This is a genomic window from Rhizobium sp. 10N414 (genome assembly GCF_056394785.1).
Genome location: NZ_JBFTIN010000019.1, coordinates 78,530 through 103,774 on the forward strand (window position 1 = coordinate 78,530; position 25,245 = coordinate 103,774).

Below are 25,245 nucleotides of genomic sequence, written 5' to 3' on the forward strand. Positions count from 1 at the left end.
ATGAAGGCCAGTATCGTCACATCTGCGGCTCTGCACTGTGCACTGCTTGCCTGGGCGCTGATCTCGATCGGCTCCCCGGAGCAGTTCAAGGTCGAGGATTTCGAGGCGATGCCCGTCGACCTCGTGCCCGTCGAAGAAATGACGCAGATGCAGCAGGGCGACAAGACGGCCAAGCCGAGTGAAAAGCCGGCGCCGAAGCCGACGGCCAAGCCGACCAATGTCGAAAACGCCGAGAACATGGGCGAGAACAAGGTCGACCTCAAGGCGCCGCCGGTCCCGAACGCCAAGCCCAGCAATAACGAGAGCGCTGCTGCCCCTAAGGCCGTCGAAAAGCCTCTTCCTCAGAATGATCCCGTCCCCAACGAGGTGAAGGAGATAATGAAGGAGGAGACGGACGTCGAGCCGAAGCAGGTCGCGTCCATTACGCCGCCGAAGCCGGAAATCACCCCGCCGACGCCGCCAAAGCCAGAGGAAACGCCACAGGAACAGCCGGAGCCACCGAAGCCGGACGCCGAGGCGCTGCCGGACAAGGTTCCGACTCCGGTCGTGAAGCCGCAAGCCAAGCCGCCGGAACAGAAGCCGGCCGAAAAGCCCCCGGAGAAAAAGACCGAGGATCAGGCGAAGGCGGACGAAAAGCCGACGGACAAGAAGAAGGCCGACAAGAAGCAGGAGAAAGCGAAGTCCGCCTCCTCTAAGCAGAGCGACTTCAACGCCGACGATATCGCGGCGCTGCTGAACAAGCAGGACCCGTCGAATGGCGGAGCCAAAAGTTCGACCGAGGTTGCTTCGCTCGGTGCCAAGAAGGCCACCGGTGGCTCCAAGCTCTCGATGAGCGAGATGGATGCGCTGCGTAGTGCGATCGCCGGCAACTGGTCGGTTATCCCGGGGATGGAAGGTGCTAGCGACGTTCGCATCAAGGTCCACATGAAGCTGGACCCTGACGGTAACATCATCGGCTCACCCGAGGTCGAAGCGGTTGGCGGCACCAACGAGGCGACGCGCATGGCGTTGGCAAGCGGTGCCAAGCGTGCCGTGATGAAGTCGTCGCCCTTCACCAATCTCCCGAAAGACAAATATGACGCCTGGGGCGAAGTTATCGTCAACTTCGATCCCAGCGATCTAGCACTTTAAAATGCTGAAAGGCTTGTCCTCCATGACCAAGTGTTCCCTCATTCGCGCCTTGATGGTCGCCGTCGGCATGATAACCACTGCGGTTGTCGCCACGCCGGCCAACGCGCTTGTCGAAATCAACATCAACAAGGGCAATGTCGAGCCACTGCCGATCGCGATCACCGATTTCCTGCAAGGCGACATGGGCGCCCAGGTGTCGCAAGTGGTTGCCGCCGACCTTCAGCGCTCCGGCCTCTTTGCGCCGATCAACAAGAACGCCTTCATCGAGAAGATCTCCAACCCGGATGCCGCTCCGCGCTTCGAAGATTGGAAGGTCATCAATGCGCAGGCCCTCGTTACCGGTCGCGTGACGCAGGAAAGCGACGGGCGCCTGCGCGCCGAGTTCCGCCTTTGGGATACATTTGCCGGCACGCAGATGACGGGCCAGCAGTTCTACACCCAGCCTGAGAACTGGCGTCGCGTTGCCCATATTATCGCCGATGCGATCTACAAGCAGATCACCGGCGAAGAGGGCTACTTCGATACGCGCGTCGTCTTCGTATCCGAGTCCGGCACGAAGCAGGAGCGCAAGCGCCAGCTCGCCATCATGGACCAGGACGGCTACAACGTGCGCATGCTGACGAACGGCAGCGATCTCGTGCTGACGCCGCGCTTCTCGCCGAACCGCCAGGAAGTCACCTACATGTCCTTCGCCAACCAGCAGCCGCGGGTTTACCTGCTGCAACTGGAAACTGGACAGCGCGAAGTGGTCGGCAACTTTCCGGGCATGACCTTCTCGCCGCGCTTCTCGCCTGACGGACAGAAAGTCGTCATGAGCCTTCAGCAGGAAGGCAACGCAAACATCTACACGATGGACCTGCGTTCGCGCACCACGACGCGCCTGACGTCCACTGCTGCGATCGATACCTCGCCGTCCTATTCGCCTGATGGCAACCGCATCGTCTTCGAAAGCGACCGTGGCGGCCACCAGCAGATCTACGTGATGAATGCCGATGGCTCCGGCCAAACCCGTATCTCCTTCGGAGACGGCAACTACTCGACGCCGGTCTGGTCTCCGCGCGGCGATCTGATCGCCTTCACCAAGCAGTCGGGCGGCAAGTTCTCGATCGGCGTCATGAAGCCTGATGGTTCGGGTGAACGCATCCTGACGACGGGCTTCCACAACGAGGGCCCGACCTGGGCGCCGAACGGCCGCGTTATCATGTTCTTCCGCCAGGCAGCTGGTGCCGGCGGTCCGCAGCTCTACTCGATCGATCTGACGGGCTACAACGAGCAGCTCATCAAGACGCCGAACTTCGCTTCGGACCCGGCCTGGTCGCCGCTTCTCGAGTAGGAAAGCCTGTGGATGTGCCTTTTTGTCGCCGCAAAAATCCCTGATTGGGGCGACTGAGGGACAAATCAACCATCTGTTAACCATAATTCTTGAATGCCGATTAACCCAACGAGGTTACAGTCCGGCAACCTTAATCAAGTCGCAAGGAGACCGGCCATGAGCCGAATTCACACCCCGGCAATGAGCCGCATGCAGAATTTCGCCCGTAACCCCGTCATGATCGCGCTTGTCGCCGGTCTTGCCTTGGCCGGTTGCGCCAACAAGAAGAACATGGCGAACAGCGCTGGTGACCTGGGCCTCGGTGCCGGCGCCGCAACGCCCGGTTCTGCACAGGACTTCACCGTCAACGTCGGCGATCGTATCTTCTTCGACACCGACTCCACCTCGATCCGCGCGGACGCTTCCCAGACCCTCGACCGCCAGGCTCAGTGGCTTGCCCGCTATCCGAAGTACGCGATCACCATCGAAGGCCACGCCGACGAACGCGGCACGCGCGAATACAACCTTGCTCTCGGCGCTCGCCGTGCAGCGGCCACCAAGGATTACCTTGCTTCGCGCGGCGTTCCGGCACAGCGCATGAAGACGATCTCCTACGGCAAGGAACGCCCGGTTGCCGTCTGCGACGATATTTCCTGCTGGTCGCAGAACCGCCGGGCCGTTACAGTTCTCGGTGGCGCCGGCATGTAATTGCTGGGAAATATTACAATTTCGAAAGGCGGCTCCAACGCGGGCCGCCTTTTCTTTTTGAACACACTTTGGCCAGTTTCCGTTGCTTTTTGAAAGCAATTGGAAAAATCTCCTGTTCGTGCCAATGGGTGCGAAGAATCACAGGGACAGGACAAACCATATGAAGAAATTTGTCGTTGCGGGCATGCTGTGCCTCGCGGCCGTGGCCGGGGCGGGCCAATCGGCGAATGCGACGTCGCTTTTCGGGTGGCAGATCGGCGGCAAGGCTGCCAATCGGCAACCGCAGGCACCGGTTGTAAACGTGCAGGCGGGCGGCCCTGAGGTTCGCATCCAGCAGCTGGAAGAACAGCTGCGCCAGCTGAACGGCCGCATCGAAGAGATGAGCTTCCAGCTCCTGCAGATGCAGGAAACGATCCGCAAGGCGCAGGAAGACAACGAATTCCGCTTCCAGGAGCTGGAAAAGGGCGGCGGCAGTAGTGCCGGCAGCAGCTCCAAGACGATGAAAAAGAGCGAAGCCGATGTGCCTCCTCCGGCGCAGGGCCGGAGCGGTGGTGACGATGTCGCCCGCGTAATCCAAGCACCGCAGGGAGCCGAAACGGCTCCCTCGACCGACGTTCCGGCAAATGATGGTCTCGGCCAGCCGCCGAAGCAGCTCGGTTCGATGCAGTTCGACCAGAGCGGCAATCCGGTCGGAGGCTCGGTCAACGAGAATGCCACGGTCGGATCCGGCCCGGTTCCTGGCGTCGATTCCGGCCGTTCGTCGCAGACGGCCTCGCTCGGCAGCGAAGCCGACCAGTACAAGGCCGCCTACGGCCACGTGCTTTCCGGGGACTATTCGACGGCCGAGCAGGAGTTCACCCAGTACATCGCTCAATACCCGAGCAGCGCACGCGCGGCGGATGCCAATTTCTGGCTTGGCGAAGCGCTCTACTCGCAGGGCAAGTACAATGAGGCCGCCAAGACGTTCCTCGATGCTCACAAGAAGTATGGCAGCTCCGAAAAGGCGCCGGAAATGCTTCTCAAGCTGGGCATGTCGCTTGCGGCGCTCGACAATACGGAAACCGCATGCGCCACGCTGCGGGAAGTCTCGAAGCGTTACCCCAAGGCTTCGCGTGCCGTGATAACCAAGGTTGCCAGCGAGCAAAAGCGTCTCGCCTGCTAGGGCCTTCCGGTTTTGCGCCCGGATGGCCCCCTTCTACCTGAGACGGCAGCGCGCCGTTTCCTTGACTCGCTGATCGGGCCCTCGCGCATCCTTGTTGCGACTTCGGGCGGAAGCGATTCAACAGGCCTGCTTTTGGCTCTTGTCGAAGCGAGCAAGGCTGTACCCAACTCGAAAATCTCTCTTTGCGCTGTTACAGTGGATCATGCACTGCGGACAGAATCGGCCGAAGAGGCGCGCCAGGTTGCTGCCCTCTGCGGGTCGCTCGATATCCCGCACGTCGTTAAAGTCTGGCAGGGCGAAAAGCCCAAGGCCGGCCTCATGGCGGCTGCGCGCGACGCCCGCTACGCGCTGCTTGCCGAAGCCGCCGAGAACTTCAACGCCGACATCGTTGTAACCGCGCATACGGCAGACGATCAGCGCGAGACGCTCGCCATGCGGTGGGAGCGCTCAGAACAGCCAAGCACCGGCATCGCCGATCTCGTGCTCTTTGATCGCCGTATTTGGGTTGCCCGACCGCTGCTTAGCTGTCGGCGAGAGGCGATCCGCGAATATCTTCGCACAAGACATGTCGGCTGGATCGACGACCCAAGCAATGATGACCCGAACTATGAACGTGTGCGGATGCGATCCCGCCTCGCCGAAGAGGCGGATGCCGTCCCGGATGCGGGCGAGGCCGGTGACTTGCGCACGAGCGTCGCCGCTTCGGCGGCTAGATGGCTGGATCAGCATTTCGTTCTGCATTCTCCCTTGGTCGGCCAGGTACTCCCGGCCGGACTCACCGCGGAGAGGGGCATTCTTGATTATGCCATTGCGCGCCTTGCTGCGGTTTTCGGCGGGCAGGCGTTCCCGCTCGGACGCAAGCAGACGGACGATGTTCTGGCGCTTATCAAAAGCGATCAGCCAAATCGGATGACCGCGGGCAGGGTAGTGTTTGACCTTCGGCGCGACGGGCTTTTTCTCGTTCGTGAAAACCGTGGGATCCTGCCGTTGACGCTTGCGCCGGGCGCGCGCGGCGTCTGGGACAGGCGGTTCCTCGTTGAAAATGCAGCCCCGACGGATATCGGCGTCGTTGCCGGCGGAGCTGAGATGCAGAGCGACCGGCTACCGAGGGGCGTGCTCAGGCAGGCCCGGTCAGCGGCGCCATGCGTCGTCGACGCTGCTGGGTCCGAAGTTCCCTCTCGTGTTGCCGAGAAAGTCAGGATCAGTCCCTATTTCTCGCCGTTCGACCGTTTTTTGACACGATTTGACTTCATCTTTGCCGACAGGCTTGCGGCTGCCTTTGGAACGCGCCCCTATCCAAAACCGCCATTAGGTCTTATTGACGGAAAATCTATCTAACAGTCCAGTTTTCCTTGGCATTCACCCAAGGCAATCCTATGTTAGAGACCAAATAAGACGGTCGCCATGAGGTGGCTGTTCCAGTGCTGGGGAGTTCGATGAACCCTAACTTACGTAATTTCGCCTTGTGGGCAATCATTGCGCTTCTGCTGATTGCCCTGTTCAGCATGTTCCAGACGTCGCCGGCGCAGACCAGCTCCCGCGAGATCCCTTACTCGCAGTTCCTGCGGGAAGTGGATGCGGGCCGCGTCAAGGAAGTCGTCGTCACGGGCAACCGCGTCACCGGCACCTATGTTGAAAACGGCACCACCTTCCAGACCTATACGCCTGTTGTTGACGGCAGCCTGCTCGATCGGCTCCAGCAGAAGAACGTCCTCGTTTCGGCGCGCCCGGAGACCGATGGCTCTTCGGGCTTCCTGAGCTATATCGGTACGCTGTTGCCGATGCTGTTGATACTGGGCGTCTGGCTCTTCTTCATGCGGCAGATGCAGGGGGGCTCACGCGGTGCGATGGGCTTCGGCAAATCCAAGGCCAAGCTTCTGACCGAAGCTCATGGCCGGGTGACCTTCGATGACGTCGCAGGCGTCGACGAGGCCAAGCAAGACCTTGAGGAAATTGTCGAATTCCTGCGTGATCCGCAGAAATTCCAGCGCCTCGGCGGCAAAATTCCGCGTGGCGTTCTGTTGGTTGGCCCTCCGGGCACCGGCAAGACGCTGCTCGCCCGCTCTGTTGCAGGCGAGGCCAATGTGCCGTTCTTCACGATCTCGGGCTCCGACTTCGTCGAAATGTTCGTCGGCGTCGGCGCAAGCCGTGTCCGCGACATGTTCGAACAGGCCAAGAAGAATGCGCCCTGCATCATCTTCATCGACGAAATCGACGCTGTCGGTCGCCATCGCGGCGCCGGTCTCGGCGGCGGTAACGATGAACGTGAGCAGACGCTGAACCAGTTGCTGGTCGAGATGGATGGCTTCGAAGCAAACGAGGGCATCATCCTGATCGCGGCGACGAACCGCCCTGATGTTCTCGATCCCGCACTTCTGCGTCCGGGCCGCTTCGACCGTCAAGTGGTCGTGCCGAACCCCGACATCGTCGGTCGCGAGCGTATCCTGAAGGTTCATGCCCGCAACGTTCCGCTGGCACCGAACGTCGATCTCAAGGTTCTGGCTCGCGGTACGCCCGGCTTCTCCGGCGCGGATCTGATGAACCTCGTTAACGAAGCTGCGTTGATGGCTGCGCGCCGCAACAAGCGCGTCGTGACCATGCAGGAATTCGAGGACGCCAAGGACAAGATCATGATGGGCGCCGAGCGCCGCTCTTCGGCGATGACCGAGGCTGAAAAGAAGCTCACGGCCTATCACGAAGCCGGTCATGCGATCACCGCACTCAATGTGGCGGTCGCCGATCCGCTGCACAAGGCAACCATCATCCCCCGGGGCCGTGCGCTTGGCATGGTCATGCAGCTCCCCGAGGGCGACCGCTACTCGATGAGCTACAAGTGGATGGTCTCGCGCCTCTGCATCATGATGGGCGGCCGCGTTGCTGAGGAACTGACTTTCGGCAAGGAGAACATCACATCGGGTGCATCCTCAGACATCGAGCAAGCCACCAAGCTTGCTCGTGCGATGGTCACCCAATGGGGCTTCTCCGACGAGCTCGGCCAGGTGGCCTACGGCGAGAACCAGCAGGAGGTCTTCCTCGGCCACTCTGTTTCGCAGTCGAAGAACGTCTCCGAGGCCACCGCCCAGAAGATCGACAACGAAGTTCGCCGCCTGATCGACGAGGCCTATACCCAGGCCCGCGATATCCTCACCGACAAGCATGACGAGTTCGTCGCGCTGGCCGAAGGATTGCTCGAATACGAGACGTTGACGGGCGAGGAAATCAAGGCGCTGATTCGCGGCGAAAAGCCTTCGCGCGATCTCGGCGACGACGCGCCGCCCAGCCGCGGCTCGGCCGTTCCGAAGACCGGTAGCCGACCGGTGGCTAAGGGTGACGAGCCTGAAGCCGGCCTAGAGCCGCAGCCGCATTGATTTATCTTGAGAATGCCTGAAAGGCCGGGGTCTAGTCTGGACTCCGGCCTTTCGCGTCGGTAACGCGATGTAATGGGTTTTCTCGCGAATTTACGTGATGGTGACAGCGATTTATGTCATGCCGGTGACATAGGGAGGCTTCACTCGAAGCTCTTGTAACGACATTCGCCCGTGGCGACGTGATTTTTGCAAGTAATAATGCGCAGCCTGAAGGCGCGCTAAGGCACAGGGGTGCATATGAAAAGACGCTATTTCGGTACAGACGGTATTCGCGGTCAATCCAATGTGTTCCCAATGACACCCGACCTTGCGATGCGGGTCGGGATTGCAGTCGGAACGATCTTTCGCCGAGGCAACCACCGTCATCGCGTTGTCATAGGCAAGGACACCCGCCTTTCTGGTTATATGCTCGAAAACGCGATGGTCGCAGGCTTCACTGCTGCGGGCGTCGATGCCTTTGTTCTCGGTCCTATCCCGACGCCAGCCGTGGCGATGCTGACGCGGTCCTTGCGCGCCGACATCGGCGTCATGATCTCGGCGTCCCACAATCCCTACCAGGACAACGGCATCAAGCTATTCGGGCCAGATGGCTATAAGCTGTCGGACGATCTGGAATCGCAGATCGAGGATCTGCTTGAAAAGGATCTCTCGACGCAGCTTGCCAAAGCCGACGACATCGGCCGCGCCAAGCGTGTTGACGGCGTGCACGACCGCTATATCGAGCATGCCAAGCGCACGCTGCCGCGTGACGTCACGCTACAAGGCTTAAGGATCGCGATCGACTGCGCAAACGGAGCCGCCTACAAGGTGGCGCCCGCTGTTCTCTGGGAACTCGGCGCCGACGTCGTGACCATCGGCAACGAGCCGAACGGCACGAACATCAATCTCAATTGCGGCTCGACCAGCCCGGTTGCTCTGCAGAAGAAGGTCGATGAAGTCCGTGCCGATATCGGCATTGCGCTCGACGGCGACGCCGATCGCGTGATCATCATCGATGAGAACGGCGCTGTTGTCGACGGCGACCAGCTGATGGCTGTCATTGCCGAGAGCTTTGCCGAAAGCCAGCAGCTTCGCGGCGGCGGTATCGTTGCGACGGTGATGTCGAATCTCGGGCTGGAGCGCTTCCTCGAGGATAAGGGCCTCGGCCTCGTACGCACGATGGTCGGTGACCGCTATGTCGTCGAGCACATGCGCCAGCACAACTACAACGTCGGTGGCGAGCAGTCCGGTCACATCGTGCTGTCGGACTACGGTACGACGGGCGACGGTCTAGTGGCCGCATTGCAGATCCTTGCTGCGGTCAAGCGGACCGGCAAGACGGTGAGCGAAGTTTGCCGCCGCTTCGAGCCAGTGCCGCAGCTCCTTCGCAATGTGCGCATTTCCGGCGGCAAGCCGCTTGAAGACGCCCGTGTGCGGAAGGCAATCGCCGATGCAGAAGCCGAGCTCGGTCATAGCGGCCGCCTTGTTATCCGCCCGTCCGGCACCGAACCGCTGATCCGGGTCATGGCTGAAGGCGATGACCGCGGCCAGATCGAACGCATCGTCAATGATCTGGTTGGTATAATCGGTGGTGCGCGCGACGCCGCGTGACGTCCGTATTTGTGAACATGGCGGGCATTGTTTCGGCGTCCGGCCATGTGCGCAAGATCATGCTAAAGATTTTCTGAATTTAATCTGACATTAACTCTAATTTGTAAGACTCTGGGATGAATAAAAGCCGGGCGTGGTCGAATGACGCACGCCCGGGCATCGATTGTTTCTGGAGCATACTATGAAGAGATTTTTGATTGCCCTGGCTGCGGCGTTGACGGCAGGTGGCCCGGTTCTCGCTGCCGATCTTTATGTCGATCCGGCTCCTCCGCCCCCTCCCGCCTTCGGCGGATGGTACCTGCGCGGGGACTTGGGCATGACTAACCAGCGTCTTGGCAGTATGCAGCACGAATTGTTTGACGACGTGGAACTCCACGAATTTCCGGATGAGGGCTCATTTGACAGTGGCCTGCTCGGTGGGTTGGGCGTCGGTTATCAATTTAACCAGTGGCTCCGCGGCGATGCGATCGTTCAGTATCGCGGCAAGACCGATTTTTCCGCGCTCGATCGTTACGGTCATACCGATGCGACGGGACCCGTCTGGGATGGTACGAATGACTACGATGCTGCCAAATCGGAATGGCTGTTGATGGCGAATGCCTATGTCGACATCGGCACATGGGAAGGTATTACGCCTTATGTCGGCGCCGGCATCGGTGCCTCACGCAACACGATCTCTCGGTTCAGGGATGTCAACGTCCCGACCCAAGGCGTTGCTTATGGTGACAGTGAATCCACTTGGAACTTTGCTTGGGCGCTCCATGCCGGTATCGGCTATCAAGTGACAGATCGCCTCACCGTCGATTTTGGCTATAGCTACGTCGATCTTGGCGACGCAAAAACCGGCCCGCTCCGTTCCTACGACAACACGGTGAACACCGGCCCGATGCACTTCGACAACATTACCTCGCACGATTTCAAACTCGGCCTGCGCTATTCGCTGCAATAGCCGACACCCCATTGTTGCGAGCGCTTCGACTTCACGGCCGCCGTCAGGGCCGCCTTTTTCGTTTCTCCCCGTCCCCGATCGAAGTTAACAAACATAGTTAACCGCGCGTTAGCATCTGGTTGGAATAATGCCCGGATGGTCAGTCATGCGGGCATTTCTCTGCCCGGTCGGGAATTGCAATGAAATCGTCCACCATCATCCGCGCCACGGCGGCAAGCTTCGCTCTGTTCGGCGGTCCGGCGATGGCGGAGGAACCCCCGATTACGCAGGCACCCGAGGTCACCATTGCCGGCGATGCATCGGCAAGGGGCTGGTATCTTCGCGGTGATCTTGGCTATGCGCCGTGGACAGGAAACGAAGCGCCGGCCTACCGCTTTACTGACGCAGGGGGCGCCACTGCTGGCGGCGAATTCGATCCGGCACGTTTTTCCAGGCCGATCTCAGGCGGTGCCGGTATCGGCTATCAATTCACCGACATCTGGCGCGCCGACTTCACGGGCGACTTTTTCAAAAGCAAGTTCACCGGCACAGCCCGCACCGATTTGCCTTGTGCTGCATCCGCAGCCGTCGGAACCGGCTGCGCCTTCGGTGCGCGCGGCGATCTTCGGGCCTATGGCGTGATGGCGAACGGCTATGCCGACCTCGCGACGATTGCCGGTTTCACCCCTTATGTCGGTGCCGGGATCGGGGCGACCAATGTAAAATGGGGGAACGTGCATGCGCAACCCGCGTGCACGGATGGTGCTTCGACCTGCTCGGGAGCGGCGTTCTCCCAGCAAGAACTCAATGGCGAAAGCAGCTGGCGCTTCACTTATGCGCTGATGGCCGGCCTCAGCTATGAGGTCACGGATACCATCAAGATCGATGTCGGCTACCGCTTCTCCGACATTGCCGGCGGCAGCATGTTTACGGGTCCTTCGGGATCAAGCGGTCGCGACGACGGACTGACGCGATACGAAATCCGTGTCGGCTTGCGGATCGCTGGCTGGTAAGTCCGCGGCGCAATGACGCGCATACGCTAAAAATCTCTCTCCTAGCGACAGCGGCTGCTTGACTTCGATCCCACCGCCCTATAACGACGGCGGCGGGACACTCCTCCCCAACGAGGAGCTATCTATCTGGAAGGATAGCACATGGCGAAGACCGCAAAGCCGGACGTACGTCCGAACAATACTCATTTTTCCTCTGGCCCTTGCTCGAAGCGCCCCGGTTGGTCGCTCGAAGCCCTTTCCGATGCGGCTCTTGGCCGTTCGCACCGCGCGAAGATCGGAAAGACGAAGCTCAAGCAGGCCATTGATCTCACCCGTGACGTTCTGGAAGTGCCGGCGGATTATCGCATCGGTATCGTTCCTGCTTCCGACACTGGCGCCGTCGAAATGGCCCTCTGGTCGTTGCTCGGTGAGCGCGGCGTCGACATGGTCGCCTGGGAAAGCTTCGGCGCTGGTTGGGTTACCGACGTCGTCAAGCAGCTGAAGCTGAAAGACGTCCGCAAGATCGAAGCTGGCTACGGCGAGCTGCCGGATCTTTCCACCATCGATTTCGACCGCGACGTGGTCTTCACCTGGAACGGCACCACCTCCGGTGTTCGCGTTCCGAACGCCGATTTCATTCCGGCTGATCGCAAGGGTCTGACGATCTGCGACGCCACCTCGGCCGCTTTCGCACAGAATCTCGACTTCGCCAAGCTCGATGTAGTCACCTTCTCCTGGCAGAAGGTTCTGGGCGGCGAGGGCGCACATGGCGTCATCATCCTGTCTCCGCGCGCTGTCGAGCGTCTGCTCACCTACGCGCCGGCCTGGCCACTGCCGAAGATCTTCCGCATGACTTCGGGTGGCAAGCTGATCGAAGGCATCTTCAGCGGCGAGACCATCAACACGCCGTCCATGCTCTGCGTCGAGGACTATATCGATGCACTGCTCTGGTCGAAGGAAGTCGGCGGTCTCAAGGCCCTGATGGCCCGCGCCGATGCCAACGCCAAGGTAATCGCGGACTTCGTTGCTGCCAACGACTGGATCGCCAACCTGGCGGTGAAGCCGGAGACGGCATCCAACACGTCCGTCTGCCTGAAGATCGTCGACAAGGACGTTCTGGCGCTCGACGCCGATGGTCAGGCGAACTTCGCCAAGGGCGTCGTCAGCCTGCTCGACAAGGAAGGTGTCGCCTATGACATCGGCCACTATCGCGATGCACCGTCGGGCCTGCGCATCTGGGCAGGTGCCACGATCGAGACTGCCGACATGCAGAAGCTGATGCCGTGGCTCTCCTGGGCGTTCGCGACCCAGAAGGCGACGCTTTCCCAGGCTGCTGCCTGAGCTGATAGCATCCGGCTCCGCCGAACGGGCGGAGCCTCGTATCCCTGATTTCATCCATCGCTGAACTTTTTGAAGGAAGCCCCGCAATGGCACCTCGCGTTCTCGTATCCGACGAACTGTCGGAAACCGCTGTCCAGATCTTCCGTGATCGTGGCGTCGAAGTCGATTTCCAGCCGCAGCTCGGCAAGGACAAGGACAAGCTCTCCGAAATCATCGGCAACTACGATGGTCTCGCCATCCGCTCCGCCACCAAGGCGACGGAAAAGCTGATCGCCGCTGCGACCAATCTCAAGGTCATCGGCCGCGCCGGCATCGGCGTCGATAACGTCGATATCCCGGCCGCCTCCAAGCGAGGCATCATCGTCATGAACACGCCGTTCGGCAACTCTATCACCACGGCCGAGCATGCCATTGCGCTGATGTTCGCCGTTGCCCGCCAACTGCCCCAGGCCGATGCATCGACGCAGGCCGGCAAGTGGGAAAAGTCGAAGTTCATGGGTGTCGAAATCACCGGCAAGATGCTCGGCGTCATCGGCGCCGGAAACATCGGCGGCATCGTCTGCAAGAAGGCTATCGGCCTCGGCATGCATGTTCTGGCCTACGATCCCTTCCTGTCGGCCGAGCGCGCGCAGGAAATGGGCGTCACGAAGGTTGAGCTCGACGAGCTGCTGGCCAAGGCCGACTTCATCACGCTGCACGTTCCGATGACCGACAAGACCCGCGGTATCCTCGGCAAGGAAAACCTCGCCAAGACGAAGCCCGGCGTTCGCATCATCAACTGCGCCCGTGGTGGCCTGGTTGACGAAGCAGCGCTCGCAGAAGCCATCAAGTCCGGCCACGTCGCCGGCGCCGGCTTCGACGTCTTCGAGGTCGAGCCCGCCAAGGAGAGCCCGCTGTTCGGCCTGCCGAACGTCGTCTGCACGCCGCACCTGGGTGCGTCGACCACGGAAGCACAGGAAAACGTCGCCCTTCAGGTCGCCGAGCAGATGTCGGATTACCTCGTCAAGGGTGCGGTCTCCAACGCCATCAACATGCCGTCGATCACTGCTGAAGAAGCACCGATCCTGAAGCCGTTTATCCGGCTTGCCGACGTTCTCGGTGCTTTTGTCGGCCAGGTGTCGGAAGATCCGATCAAGGAAATCGAGATCCTGTACGATGGCGCGACGGCCACGATGAACACCAAGGCGCTGACCTCGGCTCTGCTCGCCGGCCTCATTCGCAACCAGGTCGCCGACGTCAACATGGTTTCGGCGCCGATCATGATCAAGGAAAAGGGCATCGTGCTCTCCGAGGTCAAGCGTGACAAAACCGGCGTCTACGACGGCTACATCAAGCTCACCGTCAAGACCGACACGATGACGCGTTCGATCGCCGGCACGGTCTTCTCTGACGGCAAGCCGCGCTTCATCCAGATCAAGGGCATCAACCTTGATGCCGATGTCGGTTCGCACATGGTCTACATCGCCAACACCGACGTACCCGGCATGATCGGCTTCATCGGTACGACGCTAGGCGCCGCTGGCGTCAACATTGCGAACTTCCAGCTCGGCCGCGACAAGCAGGGGGGCGATGCTATCGCGCTGCTTTACGTCGATGGTCCGATTGGCGATGAGGTTCTGGCCAAGCTGACAGCACACTCGGCGATCCGCCAGGCAAAGCCGCTGGTCTTCGCAGTCGATTGAGTTTTGCTCCCAAGGCAATGAGAAAACCCGGCGTGGGAACCTGCGCCGGGTTTTCTCGTTTTGTCTTTCGGTCGACCACGTTGATCACTGCCAGGGCGACCATCGGTCTCTTTCTACGGTTGTTGAACAACCAATTTGGGAGCTTTCATGACAAAGTCAGTCGTCGCTATCGGCCTTGCGCTCGCATCACTCATCAGCCTGTCAGCTTGCGCAAACACGGCGAACGGTCTTGCCAAGGACGGCAGGGAAGCGGGCAATGCGCTGGATGTCAGCACGCATCGCATCCTCAAGGCCGGCGCGAACTAAGTCGAGCGGCCGGCCTTGCAGGTTAAACCCGCCTGAGCAAGCGGTCTCGCGACTACTGCGGGTTCGCTGGAGCCGGAGCGGCTGGCGCCGGGGCGGCTGGCGCCGGGGCGGCTGGCGCCGGGGCGGCTGGCGCCGGGGCGGCTGGCGCCGGGGCGGCCGGAGTCTCGGTAGCCGGGGCAGCAGGAGCTGGAGCGGCAGGAGTCTCAGCTGCTGGCGGTGTCGCGGGTGCAGTCGATGCAGGTGGCGGTGACGCCGGCTCGGAAGTGGTCGGAGCCGGTGCGTTCGGTGCCGTCGCGGTCGAACCGGTTTGTGTTCTCGGCCAATAAGTGGCTGCTAATGCTACGATAACGACAATGGCTGCCAAAACAATCCATAGCGTCCTGCTCTTGGACGCCGAGGTATTCGTTGGGTTTGGTCTGTTGAAGTCATTCGTCATGTTACTCCTCCTCTCAACGTTAACGCCCCAGCGAGCGAAATGTTCCCACTGCGTGCAAATTGCGCAGCGAGACTAACGCAGAGGTTTTGTACCTGACCCGGTGCCTTTGATAATCGTAGGCGTATGAAGGGCGGGCGATGCGCAAATTTTACTGTAACGTACTTCTAATTTGCGTTCTTTCGTGGCTCGCTTCGGACCGCTGGCCAGGCCGTTGCCCAGGACTAGGCAGCCTTGGCGCGCGTTTCTTTTCGGAGTTGGAGGCTTGTGAGAACGGGTATCGTGGCAGTCTCCGTTGCAGCGTTTGCGACTGGCATACGTGGGTGGGTGCGCACTGCGGGCCGCCATATCCGGGGCGCGCTTATCGCTTTTTCGGCCTTCAGTGGAACTGCAGTCGGCTGCGCCTATGTCTATGGGCAGGTTCCGCAGCAGACCGACAGGCAAGATTTCCCTCAGCGCGAACTTGTTATCGGCACCAAGCAGGCACCGCCATTTGCGATGAAGGATGCCGATGGCAATTGGAGCGGCATTTCCATTGAGCTCTGGCGCGAGGTCGCGCAGAAGCTAGGGCTGCAGTTTCGCCTCGCCGAAGAGCCCGATGTTCAAAAACTCATCGAAGCCACATCGCGGGGCGACTACGATGTTTCCGTCGCAGCGATCACCATCACGGCCGACCGCGAACGCCGCGTGGATTTCAGTCAGCCCTTCTACGATACCGGTCTGGGGATCGCTGTGTCGGTCAACAGCGTGTCGGTGTGGCGCGAAATCACCCGGACAATGATCTCAGCGGGATTCCTGCAGGCGGCGGGAGCGCTGATCGGTATCTCCCTGCTGGTCGGCGCACTGGTGTGGCTGTTCGAGCGGCGCCACAACGACGACTTCGGCGGACCGGTCGGACGCGGTTTGGGAGCGAGCATCTGGTGGTCCGCGGAGGCCATGACGCAGGCAAGCACCGGGCATCGCGGGCCGATCACCGTTGCGGGGAGGGCGCTTGCGATCATCTGGATGGTGGTATCGATCATCACGATCGCCGTGTTCACCGCCAGCGTCACTTCCGCACTGACGACGAGGCAGATGCGCGGGCTGGTCAATGGCGTGGAGGATCTGCCGGGCGTGCGCGTTGGCACGCTTGCCAATTCGGCGACCATCGGCTTCCTGGACGGCGAGCGCATCAAGCACCGCACATTTGCCCAGGTTGCCGACGGGCTGAAGGCGCTCGAAACAGGATCGATCGATGCCTTCGTCTACGACAAGCCGCTTTTAGCGTGGACTGTGGAGCAGCATTTCTCCAGCAGCGTGCAAGTCCTGGATGTCGATTTCGAGCCCCAAAGCTACGGGCTCGCCATGCCGCTCGGCAGACCGTATCGAAAGGCAATCGACGTCGCCGTCCTTCAGGCGATTCACGATCCGCGTTGGAAACGAACGATCTTTCAGTACCTCGGAGAAAAACGATGAGCGAAAGAGCGGTGCCTGCTTAACCCCTTACCTGGCCGGCTTCAGCAGTCTCAGCGCATTGATGGTGACCAGCACCGTTGCGCCGGTATCGGCCAGGATCGCCGGCCAGAGGCCAGTGATGCCTGCGATGGTGGTCACGAGAAATGCCGCCTTCAGGCCGAGCGCGATGGTGATGTTTTGGACGATGTTGCGCATGGTGCGCTTGGAGAGCGCGATCATCGCCGCAACGTCGCTGACGCGACCATGCAGGATCGCGGCATCGGCAGTTTCGAGCGCCACATCGGTGCCGCCGCCCATGGCGATACCGACATCGGCGGTCGCAAGGGCAGGGGCGTCGTTGATGCCGTCGCCAACCTTGGCAACGATCAGGCCGCCGCGCTTCAGCTCGGTCACGATGCGTTGCTTGTCCTCCGGCATCAGTTCGGCGCGTACCTCGATGCCGAGCTGTGTGCCAATTGCTTTTGCGGTACGGTGATTGTCACCCGTTAGCATGACAGTCTTGATGCCTGCCTCGGTTAATCTCTCAAGGCCGGGCTCGGCGTCATCGCGCGGTTCGTCACGCATGGCGATGGCTCCTGCCAGCGTGTCGCCGACGATTAGTACCGAAACTGTTTTTCCATCGTCGTTGAGCGCCGTGATGCGCGCGACCTGATCCGATGAAAGAGGGATTTGTTCGCTGGCGGCTTTGGGAGACCCGAAGAATACGGGTTGGCCCTCGACGGTCCCGGTGATGCCTTTTCCTCCCAGAGCCTTGGCGTTGCTTGCTGCGGGGAGGGTGATCTCGGCGGCGGTTGCTCGCGCCAGAATTGCAAGCGCCAGCGGATGGCTGGATCCTGTCTCAAGGGCAGCGGCATATTTCAGGACTTCGCCTTCGTCCTTTCCAAACGCGATCACATCGGTCACCTGCGGCTTGCCTTCCGTCAGCGTGCCTGTTTTGTCGAATGCTACGGCAGTGACTTTGCCGAGGGTCTCGAGAACCGCGCCGCCTTTCAGCAGCAGACCGCGGCGCGCTCCAGAAGAAAGCGAGGCGGCAATCGCGGCCGGGGTCGAGATCACGAGGGCACAGGGGCAGCCGATCAGCAATATGGCGAGGCCCTTGTAAATCCATTCGTTCCAGGCGCTGCCGCCAAGAAGCGGCGGCAGGATCGCGACAAGGGCGGCAACCACGACGACGCCGGGCGTATAGTAACGAGAGAAACGGTCGATGAAGCGCTCCGTCGGCGCCTTTGATTCCTGCGCCGCTTCGACCAGCCGGACGACACGCGCAATCGTGTTGTCCGCCGCCGCTGCCGTCACCTTGACCCGAAGAGCCGCGTCGCCGTTGACGGTACCTGCAAAAACGGTGTCGCCCACGCCTTTTTGCACGGGCGTACTTTCGCCGGTGACCGGCGCTTCGTCGATTGCACTTTCGCCGGACAGGATGGTGCCATCCGCTGCGATGCGGTCGCCTGGACGAACCAGAATCGTCGAACCGACGGCGAGGCTCTCGGCGGGCACTTCCCGGGTCTTGCCATCCTCTTCGAGGAAGGCGCGTTTCGGGACCAGGGTCGCCAGCGACTGGATGCTTGCGCGTGCCTTGCCGGCGGCGATGCCTTCCAGCAGTTCGCCAACCAGAAACAGGAAGACCACGGCGGCGGCTTCCTCGCTGGCCTGGATGATCACCGCGCCAACCGCCGCGATCGTCATCAGCATCTCGATCGAAAAGGGCGTGCCAGCGAAGGCAGCGACGATTGCGCGTCGGGCGATTGGAACAAGGCCGACGAGCACTGCCATGATGAACGCGTAGGGCGCAATTGCCGGCACGAGGTGGCCGATGACGTAAGCTATAACGAGGGCTGCGCCGGCAAAGATTGTCAGCCGGCCCTTCTTGCTGTGCCACCAAGGTCCGGCCATAGGGGCCTCGTGACCGTGGAGCCCTTCCAGCGCGTCAGGCACTCTTTCCGCTACATGCTCATGACCTGCGTGATTATGCCCCGCGTGGTCGTGATTACTGTGGTCATGGTCATGGTGGGAATGGTCTGCCGGCTGTGTATCCACTGGCATCCTTCCGGTCACCTGCGAGACGGAATAGCCAAGGCTCGTCACTTTCTTTTCGATGGCGACAAGATCGCTGCTGCCGTCGTGGCGTACAGTCATCGTCCCCGCGGTCACGGAGATAGAAACGTCTTCGACACCTGGGATGCGTCGGACGGCGGTGTCAATCTTGGCTGCGCAGCTGGCGCAATCCATGCCGCCAACCCTGTAACGTTTCTCGACCGTTTCACCCATGATCCGCTTCCTTGTCAGACAGAAGCATCCTCCCTACATCCTCTAGCGACTAGAGGTGCAAGAGGAAAATCATGAAAACGATCACGATCGGCGAAGCCTCCCGGAAAAGCGGCGTCAAAGTGCCGACGATCCGCTACTACGAGAGCATCGGCCTCCTGCCGGAGCCGAACCGGAGCGAAGGCAACCAACGTTCCTACGAGCCGGCGGATCTGCGCAGGCTCGCCTTCATCCGTCATGCCCGCGAGCTTGGCTTCGAAGTGGAGGCGATCCGCACCCTCCTGACCCTGCAGGACGACCCGCACCAGTCATGCGCCTCTGCAGACGCGATCGCCAAGGCCCGCCTAATCGAAGTCGAGCAGAGGATCCGAAGCCTGATGGCGCTGAAAGCGGAGCTGGAGCTGATGGTGGAAGGCTGCGGTCACGGCCGTGTCGATCAGTGCCGTGTCATCGAGGTGCTGGCGGATCACGGCCAGTGCAGCCATGCCCATCACTGATGGGGAGGGGAGGCAGAAATACCGCAATGCACAATCCAAAGGCGTTGCGCCTAAAGTTTGTGCGAATTATGATTCTGTTTTTGTTTAGCTTTTCGACCTATAACCCGTCGATCCGCTGCCATTACTTCTTGTGATCTAGTATGACCGGTTTCCAGAAAGCATTTGCTCCGATCGATGCGCCGAACGATGATTTTCAGTCGCTGTTTGCAACCCATCCGTCGCCGATGTGGGTCTACGAACCCGGCAGCCTTCGCTTCCTGATCGTCAACAATGCTGCCGTCGATCTCTACGGCTATTCGCGCCAGGACTACGCGCGCATGACGGTCCTCGACATCAGGCCGGAGCAAGAGCGCAAGCGAATGCGCGATGCCGTGCAGGCCCGTACGGATATGGAGCGTGCGGAGCGCTGGACGCATTTGAAGGCCAATGGCGAAACCCTGGAAGTGCTCACCTACGGACGGGCGGTTCGCTTCGACGGACGGGATGCGATCCTCGCGATCGTGCAGGACCGGACCGAGGTCAACGCAGCCCAAAGGCAGGTGAGCGATACACGCTCAATGCTGGACAGTATCGTCGACAACCTGCCCGTAGGCGTCTTCGTGAAGGACATGGAAGAAGACGGACGCTACATCCTTTTCAACGAAGCGTGTGGGGTCATCGTCGGCCACGATCCAGAAGGTATCATCGGTCAGAGCGACTCCATCATTTTCGAGGAGAAGCAAACGGCGATCTTTCGCGAGCAGGATTCCCGAGCTCTCGGGGCAGGTACAACCATCAGCTTCGAAGAGACGATGCAGCGCGCCGATGGGACGCCGCGGATTCTGCGGACGATCAAGCGGGCTCTGCCCGCACCGGACGGCGGCGTGCCGCGCTATGTCCTGGGCATTTCCCAGGACGTGACCGAGGAGCGATCGGTCGAGGCTCGTCTCGCTTACATGGCAATGCACGATGCGCTGACGGGCCTGCCGAACCGCGCCTCTTTCGCCGATCATATCCAGCGGGAGGCACCGGTCGCCACGACGGAAAACCCGCTGGCGCTGCTTTACCTCGATGTCGACCACTTCAAGCATATCAATGACAGCAAAGGGCATGCCGCGGGCGATGCGCTGCTATGCCAGGTCGCAGGGCGCCTGATGCAGCTTGTCGCCGATGGCGACCTCGTCGCGCGTCTCGGCGGCGACGAGTTTGCGCTGCTGCTCCGACTGGAGCGACGTGAGAACATTGAACGCTTTGCCGAACGGCTGCTCCGATCGTTATCGGCCCCATTTGATCTTGATGGCGTCGACGAGCACGTCACCTGCAGCATCGGCATTGCGCTTGCGCCGGAGCACGCCGAGGACGACGATGTCCTGATGCGAAACGCGGACCTTGCGCTCTACGCAGCGAAGGAAAGTGGTCGCTCGACCTATCGCTTTTATCTTCCTGAAATGCGCCTCGAAGCCGAGCGCAGGCACATGCTCACGGCCGAGCTTCACGAGGCGCTGCTAAAGGGCCAGTTTGAACTGCACTACCAGCCAATCGTGCAACTTGACGACGATGGTCTGGCGGGCTTCGAGGCCTTGATCCGCTGGCGCCATCCCGTACGAGGGCTGGTCCCGCCGATGGAATTCATACCCCTCGCCGAGGAGACGGGCCTTATCATTCGGGTCGGCGAGTGGGTGCTGCGCGAAGCCTGTCGGGCGGCGGCGGCCTGGCCCGATCACCTCAAGATCGCCGTCAATCTCTCCGTGTGCCAGTTTCGCCACAACAGCCTGCTTGCGACCGTTGTTGCGGTACTGGATGAGACCGGTCTCCGTCCTGAACGCCTTGAGATCGAGATCACCGAGTCAGTCTTCCTCGCCGACGTTGAGCAGAGCCTGCCGCTCTTGCGGGCGTTGAAGGAACTCGGCATCCGCATCGCCATTGACGATTTCGGCACCGGTTATTCCTCCTTCAGTTATCTGCGCGCCTTTGCCTTCGACAAGATCAAGCTCGACCGCAGCTTTGTCTCCGGCATCGAAACGGATCCGGGTAACTTGGCGATCGTGCGGGCGGTCGTCGGCATCGGCTCTGGTTTCAACGCGACAACGCTTGCGGAAGGGATCGAGACCGAAGAGCAGTTACGGAAATTGCGCGCCGAAGGCTTCAGCGAAGTACAAGGCTTCCTGCTTGGCACGCCTATGCAAYAGGCCGAGGCGGAGGCCCTGATTTACGGCGGAGCCTCTCCCTTGCTTGCCGCGACCGGCTCCTGAAATCATTACCTCGAAGGTGTCAGCTTTGCTGCGTGGATCGCTGACGGGGCAAGCTCCTGATTTATAAAGCAGTTCTAAGCCGCCTTTTCAACGGAAGCAGCGAAAGGCCGGCGAGCGAGGCAAAGGCTGCGCCGGCGAGAAAGGTTATCTGGTGTCCGCCCCAATCCCAGAGGGCGCCGGCGAGCACGCTCGCGGCGAGAAGAGCGACACCCGCAATCAGGTTGAAGATGCCGAAGGCGGTTCCGCGCAGTTCGGCGGGTGCGGCATCCGCAACAAGGGTCGCCAGCAGGCCCTGTGTAAAGCCCATGTGGAACCCCCACAGCAGTACTCCAATCCCGAGGCCTGCCAGCCCGGGAAGAAACGCAAGGCTGAGGTCGGCGAGAACGAGAAGCGCCAGCCCGACCATCAGCAGGGTTATCCTGTCGACACGATCCGCCATGACGCCTACCGGATAAGCCGAGATTCCATAGGCAATGTTCATGACGATCAGGACGATCGGAACGAACATGACGGGAAGTCCCATCTGTTGAGCATCAAGGATGAGGAAGGCCTCGCTGAACCGTGCAAGGGTGAAGACAGCAGAGACGGCAACGACCAGCCAGTAGATCACAGGCAGTCGAACGAGTTCCGAGGCTCGGAGCGGCACCCGAGCGCGCCCTTGGTCGGCATGCGGCGGTTCCTTGACGACAAAGAGGATGATCGCGACCGAGCAGAACGCCGGTATGACGGCGATCCAGAAGACCGTCGCATAGTGGTCGGCGGTCCACCACATCAGACCCAAGGCCAGTGCCGGCCCAAGGAAGGCGCCGACCGTGTCCAGCGACTGACGCAGACCGAAACTTGCGCCGCGGATTTCCTTCGGGCTGATGTCGGCTATCAAGGCGTCGCGCGGTGCGCCCCTGATGCCCTTTCCAACGCGGTCAACGAAACGCGCGGTCACGAGCCAGCCCAGCGACGGTGCCAGGGGAAACACTGGCTTTGTCAGCGCGGCCATTCCGTAGCCCAGGGCCACGAGCAGCTTTCGCTTGCCAAGCCAATCGCTGAGCGCTCCGGAAAACACTTTGGTGATGGCGGCGGTCGCCTCGGCAATGCCTTCGATCACGCCGACTGCAAATGCCGAAGTGCCGAGGATGGCAACCATGTAGACCGGAAGCAGCGCGTGGATCATCTCGGAGGAGATGTCCATGAACAGCGAAACGAAGCCGAGAGCCCAGACGCCTTTCGGGATCGCCCGCAGGGCTGCGGGTCGCGAGCCGGCAACGTCGACCATATCGAACTACCTTTCACAAACGAACCCGCCAGGGTCTTCTGCTTTTGAAATCTGACGGCGACCTGAAAAAGCGTCCGAAGCCTAGCGTGATATCGTCCTCCTCGTGCGCTCGGACACTTCAGTCTAGCCGCTGCGGGATCAATCGTTACATCTCAATTGTTTGCCGGCAGCGCAAGCAGGCGGAAAATGTTGACATAGCCGATTCACGCGTGGATCATATGGTCCATGGGGTCGCGATCACCCCACGAGGCGCCAGCCGAAGAGTCGCGTCCAACGAAGCCGCTAAAACGGAGGACGCGCGATGCCGTCATTCACCGAAATCTCAGCCGACAAACTGAACCGCCTCATCGGCACGCCGGGTGCGCCTGTCTTGATCGATGTGCGCAATGACGAGGACTTTTCCGCAGATTCTCGTCTCATTCCCGGATCGATCCGCAAGCCATTCAAGGATGTGGAGGAGTGGGGTGCCGAAATCCACGGTCCGGCCGTCATTGTCTGCCACCACGGCGCCAAGCTTAGCCACGGCGTTGCCGCGCATCTTCGCGTCATGGGTACGCAGGCCGAAACACTGGAAGGCGGGTTCGAGGCATGGATCAAGGCAGGCGGTCTCGCCGTGCCGGACGATAAGCTGCCGCCGCGGGACGCGAAGGGGCGGACGGTTTGGGTCACGCGCGCGCGCCCGAAGATCGACCGTATCGCCTGCCCCTGGTTGATCCGCCGCTTCGTCGATCCATCGGCTGTCTTCCTGTTCGTTCCCACCGCTGAAGTGCTGATGGTCGCCGACCGGTTCGGCGCAACACCGTTCGACATCGAGGATGTCTTCTGGAGCCATCGTGGCGAGCGTTGCTCCTTCGATATCATGCTGGAGGAGTTCACCCTTCAATCCCAGCCGCTCCTCAGGCTTGCGACGATCGTCCGGGCTGCCGACACCGCAAGGCTCGATCTCGCACCCGAAGCAGCGGGATTGCTGGCGGCTTCGCTCGGGCTCTCGCGGATGTTTGCCGATGACCTCGAGCAATTGCAGGCCGGCATGACCCTTTACGATGCCTTCTACCGATGGTGCCGCGACGCGACCGACGAAACGCACAACTGGCCCTCGGCGAAGAAGGGAAGTTAGATGACCAATCTTGCCACGAACAGGCCCGCCGACGACACGACGGGCGGGACGGGTCACGGTGTCTCCTTCGGCGAGGCCCTTCGCGTCTGGTTGCGCGTGGCGGCGTTGAGTTTCGGCGGCCCGGCCGGGCAGATCGCCGTCATGCACAGGATCGTCGTCGACGAAAAGAAGTGGATCGGCGAACACCGTTTTCTGCACGCCCTCAACTACTGCATGCTGTTACCCGGGCCAGAGGCGCAACAGCTCGCCATCTATATCGGCTGGCTCATGCACAGGACGGCAGGAGGCCTTGTGGCCGGCATCCTTTTCGTCTTGCCCGGCTTCCTCTCCATCCTGGCCTTAAGCTACGTCTACGTGATATTTGGCAACGTCGAGGCCGTCGAAGGCATGTTCTTCGGCCTCAAGGCCGCCGTGCTTGCGGTCGTCGTGCAAGCGGTCATTCGGATCGGGGGCAGGGCGCTCAAAAATCCCGCGATGGTCGTTATCGCGCTAGTGGCATTCTTCGCGATATTTGTGCTCCACGTCCCATTCCCGCTCATCATTCTGGCGGCGGCGATAACAGGCTTCCTCGGTTCCAAATCCAGTTCAAGGCTCTTCCAGGTGGGTAATGGCCACAAAACTGCGGCGGGTCACATCCTTGCCGATGCCGACTCCGCGCTTGGTGAGGAAACGCCGGTTCATGCGCGGCCAAACCTGGTGTGGTCGCTTAAGATCTCGGCTGTGTTGCTGGCACTCTGGCTCGGGCCGCTTCTGCTGCTCTACGTCTTCCGTGGCGGAGATGATGTGTTCACGCAGATCGGCATCTTCTTTAGCAAAATGGCCGTGGTGACTTTTGGCGGCGCATACGCCGTCCTCGCCTATGTCGCGCAGGAGGCGGTGCAGCACTATGGCTGGCTGCGGCCGACGGAGATGCTAGATGGACTCGGCATGGCCGAGACGACGCCGGGGCCGCTGATCATGGTTCTACAGTTCGTCGGGTTCATGGGCGCCTATCGCGACCCGGCTGGCCTCGATCCGATGACCGCAGCCACGCTGGCGGCGATGCTGACGACCTGGGTCACGTTCGTGCCGTGCTTCCTCTGGATTTTTCTCGGTGCGCCTTTCATTGAAAAGCTCAGGGGAAATGCGGCGCTCGCAAGTGCAATGTCGGCGATCACCGCTGCCGTGGTGGGTGTGATACTGAACCTCGCCATCTGGTTCGGTCTGCACTTTCTATTTGTCGAGGCTCGCGTCCATCAGTTCGGTCCACTATGGGTCGAACTGCCGGTCTGGTCGTCGCTCGCCCTGCCGTCGCTGGCTCTCAGCCTTGCCGCAGCGGTTGCGATCTTCCGGTTCAGGATGTCGGTGATCCCCACACTGCTTGGATGTGCTGCTGCCGGAATGGCGTGGAGGCTGATCGCGTCGTCCTGATCGAGCCGCGCTGCGAACCAGGGCGGCGCGAGTGATGAAACTTGCTT

At 60.9% G+C, this 25,245-nt stretch carries 19 protein-coding genes; 17 read left to right on the forward strand and 2 right to left on the reverse strand.

Going from position 1 to position 25,245, the window contains the following annotated elements:
* From AC1DE4_RS18220 to AC1DE4_RS18280, 13 genes are all read left to right on the forward strand, one after another.
* On the forward strand, positions 1 to 1,131 hold the full coding sequence (locus AC1DE4_RS18220) for a cell envelope integrity protein TolA (protein ID WP_018859209.1): 1,131 nt from the start codon (positions 1 to 3) through the stop codon (positions 1,129 to 1,131).
* 22 nt (positions 1,132 to 1,153) lie between these two features.
* Positions 1,154 to 2,464 carry a Tol-Pal system beta propeller repeat protein TolB gene (gene tolB / locus AC1DE4_RS18225; protein WP_018859210.1) on the forward strand — a complete coding sequence of 437 codons (1,311 nt, stop codon included), beginning with the start codon at positions 1,154 to 1,156 and terminating at the stop codon, positions 2,462 to 2,464.
* A gap of 156 nt (positions 2,465 to 2,620) precedes the next feature.
* Complete coding sequence (pal, locus tag AC1DE4_RS18230; RefSeq protein ID WP_007802639.1) at positions 2,621 to 3,151, forward strand: peptidoglycan-associated lipoprotein Pal; 531 nt, start codon at positions 2,621 to 2,623, stop codon at positions 3,149 to 3,151.
* Positions 3,152 to 3,311: 160 nt separating this feature from the next.
* Complete coding sequence (ybgF, locus tag AC1DE4_RS18235; RefSeq protein ID WP_026372052.1) at positions 3,312 to 4,313, forward strand: tol-pal system protein YbgF; 1,002 nt, start codon at positions 3,312 to 3,314, stop codon at positions 4,311 to 4,313.
* Positions 4,314 to 4,325: 12 nt separating this feature from the next.
* Entirely contained in the window at positions 4,326 to 5,651 is a 1,326-nt protein-coding gene (gene tilS, locus AC1DE4_RS18240) for a tRNA lysidine(34) synthetase TilS (RefSeq protein WP_018859213.1), read from the forward strand.
* Positions 5,652 to 5,749: 98 nt separating this feature from the next.
* Positions 5,750 to 7,681: an ATP-dependent zinc metalloprotease FtsH gene (ftsH, locus tag AC1DE4_RS18245; protein WP_025660918.1), complete on the forward strand. Its 1,932-nt coding sequence runs from the start codon at positions 5,750 to 5,752 to the stop codon at positions 7,679 to 7,681.
* Between the two features lie 237 nt (positions 7,682 to 7,918).
* Positions 7,919 to 9,271: a phosphoglucosamine mutase gene (gene glmM, locus AC1DE4_RS18250; RefSeq protein WP_112661269.1), complete on the forward strand. Its 1,353-nt coding sequence runs from the start codon at positions 7,919 to 7,921 to the stop codon at positions 9,269 to 9,271.
* A 181-nt stretch (positions 9,272 to 9,452) separates the two neighbouring features.
* Positions 9,453 to 10,220 (forward strand): outer membrane protein, encoded by a 768-nt coding sequence (locus AC1DE4_RS18255; RefSeq protein WP_018859216.1) that lies wholly within the window; start codon positions 9,453 to 9,455, stop codon positions 10,218 to 10,220.
* Between the two features lie 179 nt (positions 10,221 to 10,399).
* The gene (locus AC1DE4_RS18260; protein ID WP_112646141.1) at positions 10,400 to 11,212 is read left to right on the forward strand and encodes an outer membrane protein; all 813 of its coding nucleotides are present in this window, start codon (positions 10,400 to 10,402) and stop codon (positions 11,210 to 11,212) included.
* 141 nt (positions 11,213 to 11,353) lie between these two features.
* Positions 11,354 to 12,532: a phosphoserine transaminase gene (locus AC1DE4_RS18265; RefSeq protein WP_018859218.1), complete on the forward strand. Its 1,179-nt coding sequence runs from the start codon at positions 11,354 to 11,356 to the stop codon at positions 12,530 to 12,532.
* An 86-nt stretch (positions 12,533 to 12,618) separates the two neighbouring features.
* Positions 12,619 to 14,214: a phosphoglycerate dehydrogenase gene (gene serA / locus AC1DE4_RS18270; RefSeq protein WP_113471094.1), complete on the forward strand. Its 1,596-nt coding sequence runs from the start codon at positions 12,619 to 12,621 to the stop codon at positions 14,212 to 14,214.
* Positions 14,215 to 14,361: 147 nt separating this feature from the next.
* Positions 14,362 to 14,520, forward strand: coding sequence for a hypothetical protein (locus tag AC1DE4_RS18275; RefSeq protein ID WP_018859220.1), 159 nt, complete (start codon positions 14,362 to 14,364; stop codon positions 14,518 to 14,520).
* A 700-nt stretch (positions 14,521 to 15,220) separates the two neighbouring features.
* Positions 15,221 to 16,408: a transporter substrate-binding domain-containing protein gene (locus AC1DE4_RS18280; RefSeq protein ID WP_245268003.1), complete on the forward strand. Its 1,188-nt coding sequence runs from the start codon at positions 15,221 to 15,223 to the stop codon at positions 16,406 to 16,408.
* Between the two features lie 27 nt (positions 16,409 to 16,435).
* On the opposite strand, the gene AC1DE4_RS18285 is transcribed toward AC1DE4_RS18280, so the two are convergent.
* A complete protein-coding gene (locus AC1DE4_RS18285; RefSeq protein ID WP_018859224.1) occupies positions 16,436 to 18,676 on the reverse strand; it encodes a heavy metal translocating P-type ATPase in 2,241 nt (746 codons plus the stop codon).
* Positions 18,677 to 18,747: 71 nt separating this feature from the next.
* Between AC1DE4_RS18285 and AC1DE4_RS18290 the strand changes: the two genes are divergently transcribed.
* Both AC1DE4_RS18290 and AC1DE4_RS18295 read left to right on the forward strand, forming a co-directional pair.
* The gene (locus AC1DE4_RS18290) at positions 18,748 to 19,170 is read left to right on the forward strand and encodes a MerR family transcriptional regulator (protein WP_018859225.1); all 423 of its coding nucleotides are present in this window, start codon (positions 18,748 to 18,750) and stop codon (positions 19,168 to 19,170) included.
* Positions 19,171 to 19,310: 140 nt separating this feature from the next.
* Positions 19,311 to 21,401, forward strand: a complete 2,091-nt coding sequence (locus AC1DE4_RS18295; protein WP_477882390.1) for a putative bifunctional diguanylate cyclase/phosphodiesterase — start codon at positions 19,311 to 19,313, stop codon at positions 21,399 to 21,401.
* Between the two features lie 61 nt (positions 21,402 to 21,462).
* On the opposite strand, the gene AC1DE4_RS18300 is transcribed toward AC1DE4_RS18295, so the two are convergent.
* Entirely contained in the window at positions 21,463 to 22,671 is a 1,209-nt protein-coding gene (locus AC1DE4_RS18300; protein ID WP_018859227.1) for an MFS transporter, read from the reverse strand.
* A gap of 301 nt (positions 22,672 to 22,972) precedes the next feature.
* On the opposite strand from AC1DE4_RS18300, the gene AC1DE4_RS18305 reads away from it, so the two are divergent.
* Positions 22,973 to 23,788: a chromate resistance protein ChrB domain-containing protein gene (locus AC1DE4_RS18305; RefSeq protein ID WP_113471095.1), complete on the forward strand. Its 816-nt coding sequence runs from the start codon at positions 22,973 to 22,975 to the stop codon at positions 23,786 to 23,788.
* Entirely contained in the window at positions 23,789 to 25,198 is a 1,410-nt protein-coding gene (gene chrA / locus AC1DE4_RS18310) for a chromate efflux transporter (RefSeq protein WP_018859229.1), read from the forward strand.
* Positions 25,199 to 25,245 lie beyond the last annotated feature (47 nt).

Bases quoted from the DNA above. Each gene is read 5' to 3' on its own strand.
- AC1DE4_RS18220 (WP_018859209.1), top strand. From the start codon at position 1: ATGAAGGCCAGTATCGTCACATCTGCGGCTCTGCACTGTGCACTGCTT.
- tolB (WP_018859210.1), top strand. From the start codon at position 1,154: ATGACCAAGTGTTCCCTCATTCGCGCCTTGATGGTCGCCGTCGGCATG.
- pal (WP_007802639.1), top strand. From the start codon at position 2,621: ATGAGCCGAATTCACACCCCGGCAATGAGCCGCATGCAGAATTTCGCC.
- ybgF (WP_026372052.1), top strand. From the start codon at position 3,312: ATGAAGAAATTTGTCGTTGCGGGCATGCTGTGCCTCGCGGCCGTGGCC.
- ftsH (WP_025660918.1), top strand. From the start codon at position 5,750: ATGAACCCTAACTTACGTAATTTCGCCTTGTGGGCAATCATTGCGCTT.
- glmM (WP_112661269.1), top strand. From the start codon at position 7,919: ATGAAAAGACGCTATTTCGGTACAGACGGTATTCGCGGTCAATCCAAT.
- AC1DE4_RS18255 (WP_018859216.1), top strand. From the start codon at position 9,453: ATGAAGAGATTTTTGATTGCCCTGGCTGCGGCGTTGACGGCAGGTGGC.
- AC1DE4_RS18260 (WP_112646141.1), top strand. From the start codon at position 10,400: ATGAAATCGTCCACCATCATCCGCGCCACGGCGGCAAGCTTCGCTCTG.
- AC1DE4_RS18265 (WP_018859218.1), top strand. From the start codon at position 11,354: ATGGCGAAGACCGCAAAGCCGGACGTACGTCCGAACAATACTCATTTT.
- serA (WP_113471094.1), top strand. From the start codon at position 12,619: ATGGCACCTCGCGTTCTCGTATCCGACGAACTGTCGGAAACCGCTGTC.
- AC1DE4_RS18275 (WP_018859220.1), top strand. From the start codon at position 14,362: ATGACAAAGTCAGTCGTCGCTATCGGCCTTGCGCTCGCATCACTCATC.
- AC1DE4_RS18285 (WP_018859224.1), bottom strand. From the start codon at position 18,676: ATGGGTGAAACGGTCGAGAAACGTTACAGGGTTGGCGGCATGGATTGC.
- AC1DE4_RS18290 (WP_018859225.1), top strand. From the start codon at position 18,748: ATGAAAACGATCACGATCGGCGAAGCCTCCCGGAAAAGCGGCGTCAAA.
- AC1DE4_RS18300 (WP_018859227.1), bottom strand. From the start codon at position 22,671: ATGGTCGACGTTGCCGGCTCGCGACCCGCAGCCCTGCGGGCGATCCCG.
- AC1DE4_RS18305 (WP_113471095.1), top strand. From the start codon at position 22,973: ATGCCGTCATTCACCGAAATCTCAGCCGACAAACTGAACCGCCTCATC.
- chrA (WP_018859229.1), top strand. From the start codon at position 23,789: ATGACCAATCTTGCCACGAACAGGCCCGCCGACGACACGACGGGCGGG.